Genomic DNA, 15695 nt, shown 5'->3' on the forward strand with positions numbered 1-15695 from the left:
AATTAACTGTTAGGATTAACATTAAAACGATCATCGCGAGAGGCTAAACGAGCTTTACCTGACTTAGCCCAATCCTGTAGAAATTGGATCTGTTCTTGAGCAGTGCGGGCCAGGGGTATAATCTGACTAGCGGCCTCAAGCACATCATCGGTGCTAAAGTCGCGATTTTGACTAAACCCGATGTGCATCGCTTCCACGATGGTTTGTTCGATTTCTGCCCCCGAAAAATCGGGAGTTTCGTAGGCTAGTCGCTTTATATCATAACTTTTTAGATTATGGGGCCGGACTTTCCCCAGATGAACGCTAAAAATCTCCTCGCGGGACTTTTGGCTAGGTAGTCCGACAAAAAATATCTCATCGAAGCGTCCTTTTCGCAACATTTCCGGGGGCAAAGATTGGATGTTATTAGCTGTAGCGACGACAAAAACTGGCGATTGTTTCTCGGCTAACCAAGTGATAAAAGTCCCGAAAACTCGCCCGGTGGTTCCTCCGTCGCCTTTCCCATCCACTCCGGCGAAAGCTTTATCGATTTCGTCTATCCACAGCACACAGGGAGCTAAAGCTTCGGCGAGATTAATCATCTGACGGGTACGCGATTCCGATTCTCCCACCAATCCGCCAAATAAACGCCCCACGTCTAGACGCAGTAAAGGTAAGTGCCAATGATGGGAAATAGCTTTCGCTGTCAGGGATTTACCCGTCCCTTGAATTCCCACCAATAGTAAACCCCGGGGATTGGGTAAACCGTAGGCGCGGGCGCGTTCACTAAAGGCACCACCGCGACGAATCAGCCAATCTTTGAGGTTATCTAGGCCCCCGATGTCAGAAATCTGCTCTGTGGCGGGATAAAAGTCCAATATCTGGGTTTGACGAATCGATTGGCGTTTTTCTGCCAAAATTAATTCCACGTCCTCTGGCTCAATTTTGCCGTGACTGGCTAAACATTTGGCTAAAACCCGACGAATTCTCTCTAGGGATAATCCTTGGGCAGAAAGCACTAATTCATCGAGGAGTGGTTCTTTGACGGGTTGTCCGGTGGCGGCGATTAATCGCTGGATTTCCTGTTTAATTTCTTCGCCACTGGGGAGGGGAAAATCGACGACGGTGATTACTTCGGTGAGATCTGAGGGGATAGACAGTTCGGGAGCGACGATAATTAGGTTTTTGGGCTGAGATTTCAGGGAACGGGCCAGATTTCGCAATTTTCTGGCGATGGAAATATCTTCTAAAAAGCGCTGGAAATCGCGTAAAATTATGATGGCGGCGATGTTAGACGGCAGCTTTTCGACGAATTCAAGAGCTTGCAGGGGATTACGCCGAGCAAAGTTCTCATTATTGGGATTATCTTGATAACCATCCACGAAATCCCAGACATAGACAGCACGGTTATGGCTCTGTTTGGCAATATCGGCGATCGCTTTTTCGAGACGTTCTTCTTCTAGGGTGGTAACATAGATGAGAGGATAGCGGGCCCGCAGCAGTAATTCAAATTCTTCACCAAAGCTCATAGCTATTCGTCTATAGTTTTTGCTATTTATATCGTCATCAAAAAATATAGCAGTTAGCCGTCTCTTGGATATTTTAGTACAAATGCTCGGACTTCTTCTCTGCAGCTCCCTGTTCTAGTGTAGTCTTAACGAGTAATTGACCGCCTTTATCCTCAAGATGAAGTGTAACCTAATTTTGATATCGACGGCCGGCGACCGACTCCCCAAAAGGAAAACTTTCTACCTCACCATTAGGATAACTGCTATGTATGAATAATGTTATTGATCATGATCGTTTATTTAAGGAATTAATTTCGACTTTTTTTGTTGAATTTATTCAGTTGTTTTTCCCCGCGGTTATTAATTATTTAGAGCCTAATCAGATCACATTTTTAGACAAAGAAGTCTTTACCGATGTCACGGAAGGAGAAAAGTATGAAAGTGATTTAGTCGCCCAAGTTCAATTTCGAGGACAATCATCATTTTTCTTAATTCATCTAGAAGCACAGTCTAGCTCTCAACCGGAATTTAATCGGCGAATGTTTAATTATTTCGCTCGTCTGCATCAAAAATTTGCCTTACCAGTTTATCCGATTGTCATATTTTCCTATGAGCGTCCACAAAAAGAAGCAATTCGTCAATACAAAATTGATTTTCCTGACTTAAAAGTGTTAGAATTTAACTATCAAGTTGTCCAGTTAAATCGCTTGCATTGGCGAGATTTTCTCAATCAAGCTAATCCCGTCGCCGCCGCTTTGATGGCCAAGATGAAAATTGCCGCTCGGGATAGAGCAAAAGTTAAGGCACAATGTCTAAGATTATTGGTAACATTAAGATTAGATGCTGCTAGAATGCAATTGATTTCAGGCTTTGTCGATACCTATCTCAATCTCAACTCGTCCGAGGAGATAGAATTTCAACAGGAGATTAGCACATTTATTCAACCCGAACAGGAGGGAGTTATGCAGATTACCACCAGTTGGATGCGTCGCGGTTTAGAACAGGGTTTAGAACAGGGTTTAGAACAGGGTTTAGAACAGGGTTTAGAACAGGGTTTAGCAAGAGAAAGAAATCTAATTGTCCGTCTGATTAAACGTAAGTTAGGAGCTATTGATGTGACTCTAGAGAGTCGGATTATGACCTTGAATATTGATGATCTGGAACGAGTGGGGGAAGCTTTATTAGATTTTTCGACAGGGGAAGATTTAACTAATTGGTTAAATGATTTAGATGCTTAGTATTTTTCTATTAAACTTCACAGAAAGCTATTTATATTATGGTTATAACTTTTGAAAATGCTATCCAAGAAACTCAAGATTTACTAAGTCAAATTGAGTTTTTAGATGCCAACACAATCACTCAAAAACTTACTGAGTTAGTCTCGACAGAAAATGGAGCTAGAGGATTTTTTGTTACTTATTTAACCAGCGATTTATCCTATACGGAATATCCTAGTTTAGAAGTAATCACGGCTTTAAAAACTTCCCCGATACTGGTGAATGAATTATTGGTTAAAAATCTGGCTATGTCCACGGCAATGGTCATCTATCATCGCGGTCAAGGAGACGAAGAAAACGCCCGAGGTTCTGAGAAAGTTCAAGAAAAAACCAGTCAACTAATTAAGGAGTTATTGTCGCCAGCCTTGGGGGAAAAATTACAACAACTAGCCAGCAGTTTAAACACAGGACAAGGAGAATATCAAGCCTTTCTAGAACGCTGGGGATATGACGATCGCCAACGTCAGGCGATCACAGAAATTATGCAACCTTTTCTTCAGTAACTAGGGTTTGCCGGAAAAGTTGGTTGGTGGGAGCAGGGTGTGGGGTGTGGGGTTTTACCAATTCCGATCACTCCGGGGTCCGACACCTTTGGATGGTCAAAAAGTCTAAAAAAGTCTAAAAGTGTTATCCAATAAGGTTTTTGGATTTATTCAGGCGGACTTCGGTATTTCCTAGTCAACTTCTAGGCGGTAAAACCCTAAGCCGATGATGGGATTTGAACCCACGACCAATTGATTACGAATCAACTACTCTACCACTGAGCTACATCGGCACATTGCCAATTTCCGATTATATCACGGACAATAGATACAGAGCTAGAAAGATTTTTAGATTTTTTTATGAGCAAATCCCCTCGACTCGATCCCCAAAAATACGCCCGCTTGAAAGCGGAAGCGGCCAATCCCTATCGAGGGCTGCGGCAGTTTATCTATCTCGGTTTAGGGGCTTCTGGTTTTATCGGTGCGGTGGTTTTTCTGGCCCAATTAGCGGCAGCGAGGGACGTAGCCACCGCCTTACCCAATTTTGCCCTACAAACCGGTGTGGTGGCCCTGATGATTTGGTTATTTCGTCGGGAAAAAAAAGCTGGCGGTTGAGGGAGTAGCCACCGATAGCCAAAATAGTCTCTTCCCCTGAAGAATAAAAGTTAACATTAACTCTAGTCTTTTCGTGTTATGATCGAAGAGAGAGTCAAGATTGGTGTTCAAGTTCGTTTCCAGTATTAATCCGGTAAGTCTTTTACTTTAGTATTGTTCGGCTTCTCCCTGAATTTTGTGTCTCCACACCGTTTCGAGTATTGATCGAGGATTCAAGTATTATGTCTATTTTTGTTGGTAATCTCTCTTACGAGATTTCCCAAGATGATCTAGTCGATGTCTTTGCAGACTACGGCAAGGTCCAAAGAGTCCATATTCCCGTTGACAAAGAGACAGGCCGCAAACGCGGTTTTGCCTTCGTGGAAATGGAAAATAAAGGCCAGGAGGGTGCCGCGATTGCCGCACTGGATGGTGCTGAATGGATGGGGCGAGCAATTAAAGTTAACCAGGCCCGCGATCGTGAAGAGCGCACGCCCTTCAATGGTGGTGGTGGTGACAGAAAAAAACGCTATTAAGCTTTTTTTGTGAATAATTGTGGGAGGGTGGACAGGGTTCACCCTTTTTTTGTCGTTAATTAGGGTTTGCGGCAAAAAGTTTTTCGTGGGGGCAGGGTGTGGGGTGTGGGGTGTGGGGTGTGGGGTTTTACCCATTTTCAGGGGGTCAGTTACCTAATTTTCAGGGAAAAAGTACCTGAATTTTACCCCCGATCACTCCAAGGGTCAGCACTTTTTGAGGTAAAAAAAGTCTAAAAACCTTATCTAACAAGGTTTTTAGATTTATTCAGCAAACCCCAAGTAAAGTATAAGGGATATCGTCATCAGATTCTGATCGGCGATCGACTCTTTCTGTGTTATGATCGAGGCGAGAGTCAAGATTAGTGTTCAAGTTCGTTTCCAGTATTAATCTGGTAAGTTTTTTACTTTAGTATTGTTCGGCTTCTCCCTGAATTTTGTGTCTCCACACCGTTTCGAGTATTGATCGAGGATTCAAGTATTATGTCTATTTTTGTTGGTAATCTCTCTTACGACATTTCCCAAGATGATCTGGTCGAGGTCTTTGAAGACTACGGCAAGGTTAAAAGGGTTCATATTCCCGTGGACAAAGAGACAGGCCGCAAACGCGGTTTTGCCTTCGTGGAAATGGAAAATAAAGCCCAGGAAGGTGCCGCGATTGCCGCACTGGATGGTGCTGAATGGATGGGGCGATCAATTAAAGTTAACGAAGCCCGCGAGCGTGAAGAGCGCACGCCCTTCAATGGTGGTGGTGGTGACAGAAAAAAACGCTATTAAGCTTTTTTTGTGAATAATTGTGGGAGGGTGGACAGGGTTCACCCTTTTTTTGTTGGTAATTGCGATCGCTGCTCCCCTCAAAACCAATAGAAATCTAAATGTCTGAGTCTCTCCAAAAGGTAACAAGTAAACTATAAAGGATATCGTCATCAGGTCTGATCGGCGATCGACTCCCGAATATATGGACAAAAAAAACCCATGGAGACAACCTATACCCTAGCTGATGGGCGTGAAGTGCTTCAATGCCCCACTTTAGTTGAAGACGATCGCACGGGCATGAGTCCCGAAACCCTAAAACGGGCTTTTCTGGACAATCTATTTTATTTGCAAGGGGTTAACCGCACTAATGCCAGTCCCTACAATTACTATGTCGCCCTTGCCTACACCGTTCGCGATCGCCTGCTGCGTCGTTTTCTGAAATCCACCGACACCTACAAACAAGAAAAAGTTAAACTCGTCTGCTATTTCTCCGCCGAATTTCTCATGGGGCGGTATTTAGGTAATAATCTCGCTAATTTGGGTATTTATGACCTAATCAAAGAGACGATCGAGGAATTAGGTCTTGATTTTGAGGAAATTATCGAACAGGAACCAGATCCCGGCCTCGGAAACGGCGGTTTAGGGCGTTTAGCGGCTTGTTTCCTCGATTCTCTTGCTTCCCTAGAAATTCCCGCCATCGGTTACGGTATCCGCTACGAATTTGGCATTTTCCATCAAATCATCCAAAACGGTTGGCAGGTGGAAATCCCCGATAACTGGCTACGCTTCGGCAATCCTTGGGAATTACCCCGTCCCGATGAAAGTGTGGAAGTAAAACTGGGAGGCCGGACGGAAATCTATCACGATGATAAGGGACAGGAACGGGTCCAATGGCTGCCGGAACGTCGGATTTTAGCCATTCCCCACGATACCCCCGTCCCGGGTTATAAAACCAACACGGTGAACGCTTTGCGTCTCTGGAAAGCAGAAGCGAGTGAATCGTTTAATTTTGAGGCTTTTAACGCCGGGTTATACGATCAATCCGTGGCTGAAAAAATGGACGCAGAAACCATTTCTAAAGTCCTTTATCCCAACGATAACACCCCCGCCGGTCGAGAATTACGTCTCGCCCAACAATACTTTTTTGTGGCCGCTTCCCTGCAAGATTTAATTCGCATTCACCTAAAAAACCACAAAAATCTGCAAAACTTCCACGAAACCGCCGCTATTCAACTGAACGACACTCACCCCGCCATTGCGATCGCTGAGTTAATGCGTTTGTTAGTGGATGAAAACGGCTTAGAATGGTCAAAAGCTTGGACAATTACCCAAAAAACCTTCGCTTATACCAATCATACCCTATTGCCGGAAGCCCTAGAACGTTGGTCGGCGGCTCTGATCGGGAAACTGCTGCCCCGACATCTAGAAATTATCTACCTGATCAATCACTTTTTCCTCGACGATGTGCGGACTTGGTTTCCCGATAACGAGGAATTATTGGGCAAATTGTCAATAGTTGAAGAAGCTGGTTGGGGTAATAAACAAATTCGCATGGCTAATTTAGCCTGTGTGGGTAGTCACTCGATTAACGGAGTCGCTGCCTTACACACGGAGTTACTGCAAAAAGATACCCTGAAAGAGTTTGCCATGCTCTGGCCAGAAAAATTCTACAATAAAACCAATGGTGTCACCCCGCGCCGGTGGATTTTATTGAGCAATCCCCAATTATCGGCACTATTTACCGAAAAAATCGGCGATAATTGGTTAAAAGACCTGAAGGAATTGCGAAAACTGGAACAATACCTTGATGATCCTGAATTCCGTCAGCGTTGGTATGCAATTAAACAGGCGAATAAGGCCGATTTAGCGGCTTATATTCTGAAAACCTGCAATATCGAGGTGGATGTTAATTCGATTTTCGATGTGCAGGTAAAACGGATTCACGAATACAAACGCCAACATCTGGCAGTTCTGCACATTATCGCCCTTTACAATCGCATTAAACAGAACCCCCACGTCGATATTGTGCCGCGCACTTTTATCTTTGGTGGTAAGGCAGCCCCCGGCTACTTTATGGCGAAGTTAATTATTAAGTTAACTAATGCTGTAGCTGAAATTGTTAATAAGGATCCTGATGTCAGAGGTCGTTTAAAAGTGGTTTTCCTGCCTAATTTTAACGTTTCTTTGGGTCAGCGCATCTATCCGGCGGCGGATCTTTCCGAACAGATTTCTACGGCGGGCAAGGAAGCTTCCGGAACCGGTAATATGAAGTTTGCCATGAATGGCTCCCTCACTATCGGGACTCTGGACGGTGCTAATATCGAAATTCGCGAGGAAGCAGGGGCAGAAAATTTCTTCCTTTTTGGCTTGACAGCAGAAGAAGTTTATGCTAAGAAGGCCCACGGTTATGAACCGATGAGCTATTACAAAAATAATCGCGAATTGAAGGGAGTGATCGATCGAATTAAGAGTGGTTATTTTAGCCATGGTGACACGGAATTATTCAGACCGATCGTCGATTCTCTCCTCTACGATGACCAGTATATGCTTTTAGCTGATTATCAATCCTACTCTGATTGTCAGGAACAGGTAAGTGAAGCTTATCGCGATCGAGACAAGTGGACGCGGATGTCGATTCTTAACTCGGTTCGCATGGCCAAATTCTCTAGCGATCGCACAATCTGGGAATATTGTCAAGAGATTTGGAAAGTTAATCCGGTCAAGATTAGTTTAGAGGATTAAGAAGAAGTTTCGGGGTGGGTTAATCTCCGCCCCAAATTTTTTTTACTTTTGTCAAAAATAATTACATATTCGCAATAAAATACACTTTTTTGAGCAAATTAATGTACCCTGATTACACAAGGCGATCAATTATTTTAGCCGTCGAGATTTTTAATCCTTATAAGATTGTTTCCCTAATTGCCAAATTAACAATTACATACCGGAAAACAATGACAGCAGAATTTAAGTTTATTCCCCTGCAATTTCACTGGGTTGCTATCAATCCTAAACCGATTGGGGTTGTCTATTTTATCGGTGGTGCTTTCTTCGGCACTTTTCCCAATCTGTTCTATCGTTATCTGCTCAAACAAGTCTTTGAACGAGGCTATACTGTTATTGCTATTCCCTATCGTTTTACTTTTCGCCATTGGAATGTTTCCCTAGAAATGGTCAAAGATTTGATTGGATTGAGAAAGGCTATTTATGAAGAAGCTAAGTTTTTAGGCTATGAAAATAACCTTGATTTGTATTTAGAAGATCCGACTGCTGGTAATCCTAATTATTTTTGGATGGGCCATAGTTTAGGGTGTAAATATATCTCCCTTTTAGAGGTTTTAAGTGATGTGGAAAACACAGAACTAGAACAGGTTTTGAGTGGTTGTGTCGGCAAAAATCAAGCCGAAGATATCCAAAAATCGCTAAATAATACCGATGTCCATGCCGTATCTCTGAAAAATCAACCCTCGCTTTTACTGGCTCCTGTAATTGCTGGCATAGATAGTGCAATTCCCATAGCGGCCCTAGCTAAATTAGTGCAGAGTTTGGGTTTAGATGTACAGCCAAACGTGCAGGAAACCCGTTGTTTAATTAGCAATAGTAACCTATTTCGACTCTTGGAAATTATCGCCTTTGCTAAGGATCTACAGGCTAAAGATACAGTAGCTTGGTTCATTAAAGAACTAAGTCAACAACTCTTAAAACCAGTAGTTCCCTTAGCCAATCGCACCCATCTAGCACCCCTTGGCTGGCGCAATGGCGACCAAGAATTAGCCGATAATGTGATTAAATCAATTCAGGAATTACGCGCTAAACTCATCTCCTGTTATCCCCAAAGTCAGGAAAAAGAGGAAGTCTTAATGAAGATGATTTCTGAAAATTAATCAATTGAGGATAGGGAGAGGTTGCTAACGGTCAATATTGCCACCTGAATCGCTTTTTCGATGGCCTGTTGTTTGCTTTCTAAACTAATCCCTTCCTCTTTACTTCTTTGGGCAATCACAGCACAAATACAAGCGGCAGTAAATCCATAAACCCCCGCCATTTTAAATAAAGTTCCCGCTTCCATTTCATAATTGAGAATATTTAAACGTCGATATTCTTCCGTAATTCCCTCTAAATGACGCTGAAGATAAGGGTTAGCAGAAGACAGGATTCTTTCCTGTCCTTCATAAAAACTATCCACAGAAGCGGTAATACCTACATGATAATTTACTCCCAAAAATTGAGCCGATTTGACTAGAGCAACTGTCAAAAAAGGATCCGCCACTGCGGGATATTCCGGAGGAGCAATATCATTAGCTGCACCTTGCCTACATAAAGCCGCTTGGGAGATAATAATATCACCAATTTTTATTCTATTTTGAATTGCGCCACAAGTACCAATACGAATAATAGTTTTAATTCCCACCTGTATTAATTCATTAACCACAATACTCAAAGATGGCGCACCCATGCCACTGGTAGCCAGAAGAATTGGGGTAGAATTATCTAGATAGCCAAGATAACTATTTAATCCGCGATAATCCGATAGTAAACGTGCATTTTGTAAATAAGTTTCAGCAATATAGCGTGAGCGTTCTGGTTCCCCCGATAATAGGGTGATAGTCGGTTTTGCCGTGCCTAAATCCTCACTGCTAAAGTTGAGATGATAGGGTTTTTGGTGAGATAAGATATTGGACATTTAAATTAAATTAAGAGCAGTTACTTTGGTTAAATAGGCTTTTGGTTATTATAACAACTTTAGGTTTAAATTGAAATTAAATATTTAATTATTGACAAAATAGAATCAAGCTTAAGGACGACTATTGATGTTAAGTTCTTGCACTAATTCCTGTACTGTGGTTGAGGGATTGGCATCAAAAGGATGTTTTTTTGCTTCATCTCTATCTTGAATAAGTTTTGCTGCATTAGTTATTGCTGTTGTCTGGTATGGCTTTAATTTTTCGTACATATCCTCTCGATTTTTTTTATATTTTTCTTTCTTGTTTAATAATCCATACTTTTGCATCTGTTTAGTTAAAATTGTTAGGTATTCACTTCGGGATGTGGCAATATCCAGATATTGAAAGTGTAAAATAAACCAAATTTCAAAAGCTTCATTAGAATAGGCAATCTTGACATTATTTTCTTTAGCCAGTCTTTCTGCTTGATTAAATTGCTCTTTAGAACAGTTATCTTTATCAAAAACACACCAGATTTGATCAAATGAGTCATCTTGTTTTAGATTATCTATAATCTGAATAGCTTTGTTGACTAAACTCAAGCTATTTTTACCTTCACCTTTCACCATAACTTCAAATTTCTTAGGAACAGCAAAAGCCTTAAAATAGTTAACTTCAGTTTTTTCTCCCTCGCAAACAATTAAAAATCTTTTTCTTGTTTCTCTAGTCTTAGTTTGGCGACGCAAATAATCAGAAGTATTCCTGTTGTTACTCATACTAATTACCAATAATTGTACTTAAATCACCAATAAAAGGTATTGCTCCATAACGACCTTGAATATAATCTTTTTCAAAGGTATTATTATTAATATCAGCAAATTCCACCAAAGAATATAAATCTGTTGCTCCTTGATGATTTTTTTCGGTAAACCAAATTTGATCCCTCCTTAAAAATTTATAACTAAGTAAATTAATATCGTGAGTAGTAAAAATAAGTTGAGCATTTTTGGGATTAGTTTTCTGAGAATTAAATAATTCGATTATACTTCTAGTCATTGAAGGATGAAGTCTGGCATCCAATTCATCAATTACTAAAACTTTCCCTCTTTGCAAAGTGTCTAAAATCGGTGCTGACAGAGCCAAAATCTTTTTAGTTCCATCAGATTCATGATTGTCCATATCAAAAATTTCTAACTCAATCATTTTACCTGTTGAGTCATACTTTGGATGATAGGTTTTTATGGTAGCGGACTTTATTTCACCGCTAGAGTGACTGATGATATTTCTGACAACATCCGGTAAATCTTGCGGGAGACTGTCTAAGGAAATTTTTCTGCTTTCTATTTCTAGGTTGAGATTGTCAATACTTAAATCTAATTTTTTAATTAACTTAATCACATCATCAATCAAATCTTGTCTATTAGAAAGATGCTCAAGCGTAATCGCTTTTAATAATTCCACATCTAACCCTGACACAACACCTAAGTGACTAAACCAAGAGACAATTTCCACCGCTAGAGAATTATTAAATTGAGCCGCTAGTGATAAAAACAGAGTATTTTTTTTGGTCAATCCTCTTAGTATATTACCTTGTTCAATATTTTTGCTATATTCTATTTTATCGTCTTGCCGATTAAAAATTTTAGTTTCACGACTTCTGGGCGTACAAAATAACCATTCGGAAACTACTTGCTTTTGAGTTACTTCAAATCCATATCTATAAGTTTTGTTTTTTAGCTGAAAAACTATTTCAAAAAAGGATGGTTTATCAACAGTTTCGGTATTTAATCTAAAGGGTTCCACATCTATTTTGTCAGTGATTTGTAATTTTGCAGAATTCATGACAAACCATCGCACAAAATTGAATGCCAGAATTAAATTACTCTTACCACTGGCATTTGCTCCATAAATAGCGGCACTTTTCAGTAAACTAAATTGTTGATTAACCTTAAAAACATTATTTTTATCAAGCTCATCATTACCACAGGCATCCTCCGCAGCTACCATGCTGAGAGTGACTACATCTTTAAAAGAGCGATAATTGCCGACACTAAATCCGATGAGCATTGCATATTAACCCTAAAAGTCTCTAAGGAATAAAGGAGACGATACTTTTATTTTATGCACTTGTTGAGCATTTGAACAAGAATTGTCCTCAGAATCGGCAAACAATCACAGAAAAAAGGTAAGGAATTGATTTTCCTTACCTGATGATTGTAGCCTTTTGAAAACAAATTTACACTTTTGCTGACTCTTTAACTAACTTATCCCAACCCAATTCCTTGAGGTTATTGTTGCGACGCAGGGGACGAGTAGCTAATTCTAAAATATCTCGCGCATTGGTAAAACCGTGGATTTGAGCAAAAGTAAATTCTACCGACCATTTAGTGTTAATTCCCCGCGCTTCTAAGGGATTTGCATGGGCCATTCCTGTAATCACTAAATCGGGTTTTAACTCGTAAATGCGCTGAATCTGATTGTAGTTATCAGGTTTTTCGATAATTTTCGGGATGGGAACACCCATATCATTACAGGTTTTTTCTAGTAATGCTAATTCGGCCGCTTGGTAGCGTTTATCCATGTAGGGAATACCGATTTCATCACAAGTCATCCCGCAACGAATTAGGAAACGTGCCAGGGAAATTTCTAGTAAATTATCCCCCATAAAGAAGACCGATTTACCGCGCACAAGTTGCAGATAATCCTCTAAACTTTCCCAAATTTTTGCCTCTCTTTCTTCTAATCCCTGCGGTTGTACTCCCAAAACAGAACAGATTTTTTCTATCCAAGCGCGGGTTCCATCCGGACCGATGGGAAAGGGTGCGCCAATTAATTTACACTTACGACGACGCATTAAAGTGGTGGCAGTTCGTGATAGAAAAGGATTGACACCAGCCACATAATAACCTTCTTCAATTACCGGTAATTCGGTAAAGCGTTTGGCCGGCAACCAACCATCAATTTTAACTCCTTGTTTTTTTAATTCTAGGGTTAAATTGGTCACAATCGGGTCGGGAACAGACCCAAATAAAACTAAAGGAGGATGGTCTTTATATTCCGATTCTTCCTGTTTAATTTCTTCTTTTTTACGTCCAAAAGTTAAGAGTTTCTGGATAGCATTCCGTTCTTCTTTTTCCTCTTCGTGCTTAACTTTTTCGGGACATTTATGCACCATAGAAGCGAGGACGGTATCTTCCCCTTGAGTAAAGGCATAATCTAAACCATTAGCGCGCGCTGTCACGATAGGAATACCGATTTCTGACTCTAGTTTCGGTGCTAATCCTTCTAAGTCCATTTTGATAATTTCGGTGGTACAAGTACCGATAAAAACGATAACGCTAGGGTTTCTATCTCGTTTAATTTGTAAGCAGAGGCGTTTTAGTTCTTCGTAGTCTTTTAGTTGAGCGGAAATATCCCCTTCTTCTAATTCGGCCATAGCATAACGCGGTTCGGCGAAAATCATCACCCCCATGGCATTTTGCAGGAAGTAACCACAGGTTTTTGTGCCGATAACAAGGAAGAAACTATCTTCGATTTTTTGGTATAACCAAGCAACACAGCTAATCGGACAAAAGGTGTGATAGTTGCCGGTTTCACAATCAAATTGTAAAGCGCTCGGTTCTTGAGTGGCGGTCATGTTTTTAGGTTCTCCTTTAACTTGGTTTATTTAGGTTTTCTTGTTGTAACTCTTGGCGGATTTTTTGCAGTACAGGATCCTCAGTAGGATATAAAGAATTACTTAATTCTCTTTCTTTCTTTTCTAGTCGTTTTTTCTCAGGATCAAAATTTAATCCTAAAACTTCTAGAAGTTTGTTGCCATCGGAACTAAGCTGACAAAAGGGATACATCCACACTGATAATTGAGATTCTAAAACGGTAATCGCACCTATAATTATGTCAGCACTGGCACGTTTACCACCGTCGGGAGTTTTTCGCCACGAATCTTTAGAATCCATTAAAGACTTAATCCACGGTTGATTGTTTTGGTAGTAATCTAACCATTTATCTGGTAAGATTTTTAGCAATTCCTCAAAAATAATTACTTTGTTTTTTTCGACTGATAATTGTTTTTCTCGGAATCCGTTGAGATATTCAGTGTGCGAATTAGAAATCAGTAATTCTTTTTCCGATTTTTCCAACTCCTTTTTTTCAGAATCAAAATTTAGTCCTAAGACTTCTACCAGTTTGTCCCCATCGGAACTAAGTTGACAAAAGGGATACATCCACACTGACAACTTAGGTTCTAAAGCTGTTGCTGCCGCTATAATTATGTCAGCACTGGGACGTTTACCACCGTCGGGAGTTTTTCGCCACCAGCCTCTAGAATCCATTAAAGACTTAATCCAAGCTTGATTATTTTGGTAGTAATCTAACCATCGCCGCGGTAAGCTGGCTTTTAATTCCTCAAAGTTGCTCATTTTGTCCCCTTGGCTAAATAATGATGTTTTCCCTATTAGAATTCCCAATGAGAGGAAAAAATGATCATTATCAAGTCCTCGATAAAATTCGTGGGTAGGGTGGGTTAGGCGACGATAAGTTAGGCTATTAACTAATAAGTTAATTATTTGCAGTAACCCACCCATAAAAAGAGTTTATTGGTGGTTATTGGTGGTTATTGGTGGGTTACGCTGTAGCTAACCCACCCTACAAAATAATCTAAACCATCATCAGGTCTAATTCTTCCTCGGCGTTAACTTTGGGTTTATCGGCATTAAGATAGAAATCCGATAATAAAGTGAATAATTCCCGGTCGGCAGATTCTTTGGGAATAACTCCTTCTGGTTTGGCTAAAATCTGATCGGCAATGTTGAGATAATAGTCACAAACATAACTTAACATCGGATCCTTGTCGGCCATTTCAAAGAGAGTTTGACCTTTAACTCTGGAGACGCGAATATCTTCAATTAAGGGTAAAACTTCTAACACTGGCATGGGAACATGATCTACATATTTATTAATTAAATCGCGTTTTGAGGTGCGATTACCAATTAATCCGGCTAGTCGCAGGGGATGGGTGCGCGCTTTTTCTCGGACGGAAGCGGCGATGCGATTGGCGGCAAAAAGAGCGTCAAAGCCGTTATCTGTGACAATTATGCAGTAATCGGCGTAATTTAAGGGTGCGGCAAATCCTCCACAGACCACATCCCCCAAAACATCGAACAAAATCACGTCAAATTCATCAAAAGCGTTCAATTCTTTTAATAATTTCACCGTTTCCCCGACGACGTAACCGCCACAACCGGCACCGGCCGGAGGGCCACCTGCTTCCACACATTTGACACCACCGTAACCCTCATAGATAACGTCTTCAGGCCAGATGTCTTCGTAGTGAAAATCTTTTTCTTGGAGGGTATCGATGATTGTGGGAATAAGAAAGCCTGTCAGGGTGAAAGTGCTATCATGCTTGGGATCACAGCCTATTTGTAGGACTTTTTTACCTCTTTTGGCTAAAGCGGCCGAAATATTACAGCTTGTTGTCGATTTACCGATGCCACCTTTTCCGTAGACTGCGAGTGTTAAAGGCATGGAAGTTCTCCTAAATGTGCGCTTGAATGGTGAGTTTGTTTATCAGTTCTTTGATCGCCATTATTGACCATCTCCCCACCCCTTGGAAAGAGGCTCAATTTTTGTCTGCTATAGCTAGAGTGAGATTAAAAAAGTAAAAATTAGATAAATAATTTTTTAGAGCTTATAGCGTTTCTGAAATTTATAAAAACTTATAAAAACAGCTTTGTTTATATATTTACTTTAAATACAAACAATAAACAAAAAACGCCAAAGCTTTACAAAAACTCGATAAACAGGGTTTTACCGTGGCAAACCGGGACAAAAAGGGTCAAGATAGAGGCAGTCTAGAGACCGATGTAGGATTTTCGTGAATAATCATTACAATTTTCCCCGTCAG

Annotated in this window: 14 protein-coding genes and 1 tRNA gene; 7 read left to right on the forward strand and 8 right to left on the reverse strand. The window is 40.7% G+C overall.

Annotated elements, in window-relative coordinates:
- Positions 1-2: 2 nt before the first annotated feature.
- Entirely contained in the window at positions 3-1508 is a 1506-nt protein-coding gene (locus N0824_RS09355; protein ID WP_108936562.1) for an AAA family ATPase, read from the reverse strand.
- 248 nt (positions 1509-1756) lie between these two features.
- Between N0824_RS09355 and N0824_RS09360 the strand changes: the two genes are divergently transcribed.
- Together N0824_RS09360 and N0824_RS09365 are read left to right on the forward strand one after the other, a co-directional pair.
- Entirely contained in the window at positions 1757-2725 is a 969-nt protein-coding gene (locus N0824_RS09360) for a DUF4351 domain-containing protein (protein ID WP_108936563.1), read from the forward strand.
- Between the two features lie 38 nt (positions 2726-2763).
- Positions 2764-3267, forward strand: coding sequence for a hypothetical protein (locus tag N0824_RS09365; protein WP_108936564.1), 504 nt, complete (start codon positions 2764-2766; stop codon positions 3265-3267).
- A 200-nt stretch (positions 3268-3467) separates the two neighbouring features.
- Here the strand turns inward: N0824_RS09365 and N0824_RS09370 are convergent.
- Positions 3468-3539: transfer RNA gene (locus tag N0824_RS09370), tRNA-Thr, on the reverse strand.
- Positions 3540-3606: 67 nt separating this feature from the next.
- Between N0824_RS09370 and N0824_RS09375 the strand changes: the two genes are divergently transcribed.
- The 5 genes from N0824_RS09375 to N0824_RS09395 all read left to right on the forward strand — a co-directional run bounded on the left by N0824_RS09375 (position 3607) and on the right by N0824_RS09395 (position 9010).
- The gene (locus N0824_RS09375) at positions 3607-3861 is read left to right on the forward strand and encodes a DUF3493 domain-containing protein (protein ID WP_108936565.1); all 255 of its coding nucleotides are present in this window, start codon (positions 3607-3609) and stop codon (positions 3859-3861) included.
- A 221-nt stretch (positions 3862-4082) separates the two neighbouring features.
- Positions 4083-4376: an RNA-binding protein gene (locus N0824_RS09380; RefSeq protein ID WP_108936566.1), complete on the forward strand. Its 294-nt coding sequence runs from the start codon at positions 4083-4085 to the stop codon at positions 4374-4376.
- 480 nt (positions 4377-4856) lie between these two features.
- Positions 4857-5150, forward strand: a complete 294-nt coding sequence (locus N0824_RS09385; protein WP_108936567.1) for an RNA-binding protein — start codon at positions 4857-4859, stop codon at positions 5148-5150.
- 198 nt (positions 5151-5348) lie between these two features.
- Positions 5349-7871 (forward strand): glycogen/starch/alpha-glucan phosphorylase, encoded by a 2523-nt coding sequence (locus N0824_RS09390; RefSeq protein ID WP_108936568.1) that lies wholly within the window; start codon positions 5349-5351, stop codon positions 7869-7871.
- A gap of 209 nt (positions 7872-8080) precedes the next feature.
- Entirely contained in the window at positions 8081-9010 is a 930-nt protein-coding gene (locus tag N0824_RS09395) for a DUF1350 family protein (protein WP_108936612.1), read from the forward strand.
- On the opposite strand, the gene N0824_RS09400 is transcribed toward N0824_RS09395, so the two are convergent.
- The 6 genes from N0824_RS09400 to bchL all read right to left on the reverse strand — a co-directional run bounded on the left by N0824_RS09400 (position 9007) and on the right by bchL (position 15316).
- Positions 9007-9810: a nucleoside phosphorylase gene (locus N0824_RS09400; protein WP_108936569.1), complete on the reverse strand. Its 804-nt coding sequence runs from the start codon at positions 9808-9810 to the stop codon at positions 9007-9009. The genes N0824_RS09395 and N0824_RS09400 overlap by 4 nt on opposite strands.
- 111 nt (positions 9811-9921) lie before the next feature.
- Positions 9922-10566 (reverse strand): RloB family protein, encoded by a 645-nt coding sequence (locus N0824_RS09405; RefSeq protein ID WP_108936570.1) that lies wholly within the window; start codon positions 10564-10566, stop codon positions 9922-9924.
- A 1-nt stretch (position 10567) separates the two neighbouring features.
- Entirely contained in the window at positions 10568-11857 is a 1290-nt protein-coding gene (locus tag N0824_RS09410) for an ATP/GTP-binding protein (protein WP_108936571.1), read from the reverse strand.
- A 169-nt stretch (positions 11858-12026) separates the two neighbouring features.
- Positions 12027-13427, reverse strand: coding sequence for a ferredoxin:protochlorophyllide reductase (ATP-dependent) subunit N (locus tag N0824_RS09415; protein ID WP_046662684.1), 1401 nt, complete (start codon positions 13425-13427; stop codon positions 12027-12029).
- A 16-nt stretch (positions 13428-13443) separates the two neighbouring features.
- A complete protein-coding gene (locus N0824_RS09420; RefSeq protein ID WP_108936613.1) occupies positions 13444-14208 on the reverse strand; it encodes a DUF5331 domain-containing protein in 765 nt (254 codons plus the stop codon).
- Positions 14209-14446: 238 nt separating this feature from the next.
- A complete protein-coding gene (bchL, locus tag N0824_RS09425) occupies positions 14447-15316 on the reverse strand; it encodes a ferredoxin:protochlorophyllide reductase (ATP-dependent) iron-sulfur ATP-binding protein (protein WP_108936572.1) in 870 nt (289 codons plus the stop codon).
- Positions 15317-15695 lie beyond the last annotated feature (379 nt).

The organism is Microcystis sp. 0824 (assembly GCF_003112475.1).
GTDB lineage: Bacteria > Cyanobacteriota > Cyanobacteriia > Cyanobacteriales > Microcystaceae > Microcystis > Microcystis aeruginosa_C.

Excerpts from the sequence above, each read along its gene's own strand:
- N0824_RS09355 (WP_108936562.1), bottom strand. The coding sequence starts at position 1,508 with ATGAGCTTTGGTGAAGAATTTGAATTACTGCTGCGGGCCCGCTATCCT.
- N0824_RS09360 (WP_108936563.1), top strand. The coding sequence starts at position 1,757 with ATGAATAATGTTATTGATCATGATCGTTTATTTAAGGAATTAATTTCG.
- N0824_RS09365 (WP_108936564.1), top strand. The coding sequence starts at position 2,764 with ATGGTTATAACTTTTGAAAATGCTATCCAAGAAACTCAAGATTTACTA.
- N0824_RS09375 (WP_108936565.1), top strand. The coding sequence starts at position 3,607 with ATGAGCAAATCCCCTCGACTCGATCCCCAAAAATACGCCCGCTTGAAA.
- N0824_RS09380 (WP_108936566.1), top strand. The coding sequence starts at position 4,083 with ATGTCTATTTTTGTTGGTAATCTCTCTTACGAGATTTCCCAAGATGAT.
- N0824_RS09385 (WP_108936567.1), top strand. The coding sequence starts at position 4,857 with ATGTCTATTTTTGTTGGTAATCTCTCTTACGACATTTCCCAAGATGAT.
- N0824_RS09390 (WP_108936568.1), top strand. The coding sequence starts at position 5,349 with ATGGAGACAACCTATACCCTAGCTGATGGGCGTGAAGTGCTTCAATGC.
- N0824_RS09395 (WP_108936612.1), top strand. The coding sequence starts at position 8,081 with ATGACAGCAGAATTTAAGTTTATTCCCCTGCAATTTCACTGGGTTGCT.
- N0824_RS09400 (WP_108936569.1), bottom strand. The coding sequence starts at position 9,810 with ATGTCCAATATCTTATCTCACCAAAAACCCTATCATCTCAACTTTAGC.
- N0824_RS09405 (WP_108936570.1), bottom strand. The coding sequence starts at position 10,566 with ATGAGTAACAACAGGAATACTTCTGATTATTTGCGTCGCCAAACTAAG.
- N0824_RS09410 (WP_108936571.1), bottom strand. The coding sequence starts at position 11,857 with ATGCTCATCGGATTTAGTGTCGGCAATTATCGCTCTTTTAAAGATGTA.
- N0824_RS09415 (WP_046662684.1), bottom strand. The coding sequence starts at position 13,427 with ATGACCGCCACTCAAGAACCGAGCGCTTTACAATTTGATTGTGAAACC.
- N0824_RS09420 (WP_108936613.1), bottom strand. The coding sequence starts at position 14,208 with ATGAGCAACTTTGAGGAATTAAAAGCCAGCTTACCGCGGCGATGGTTA.
- bchL (WP_108936572.1), bottom strand. The coding sequence starts at position 15,316 with ATGCCTTTAACACTCGCAGTCTACGGAAAAGGTGGCATCGGTAAATCG.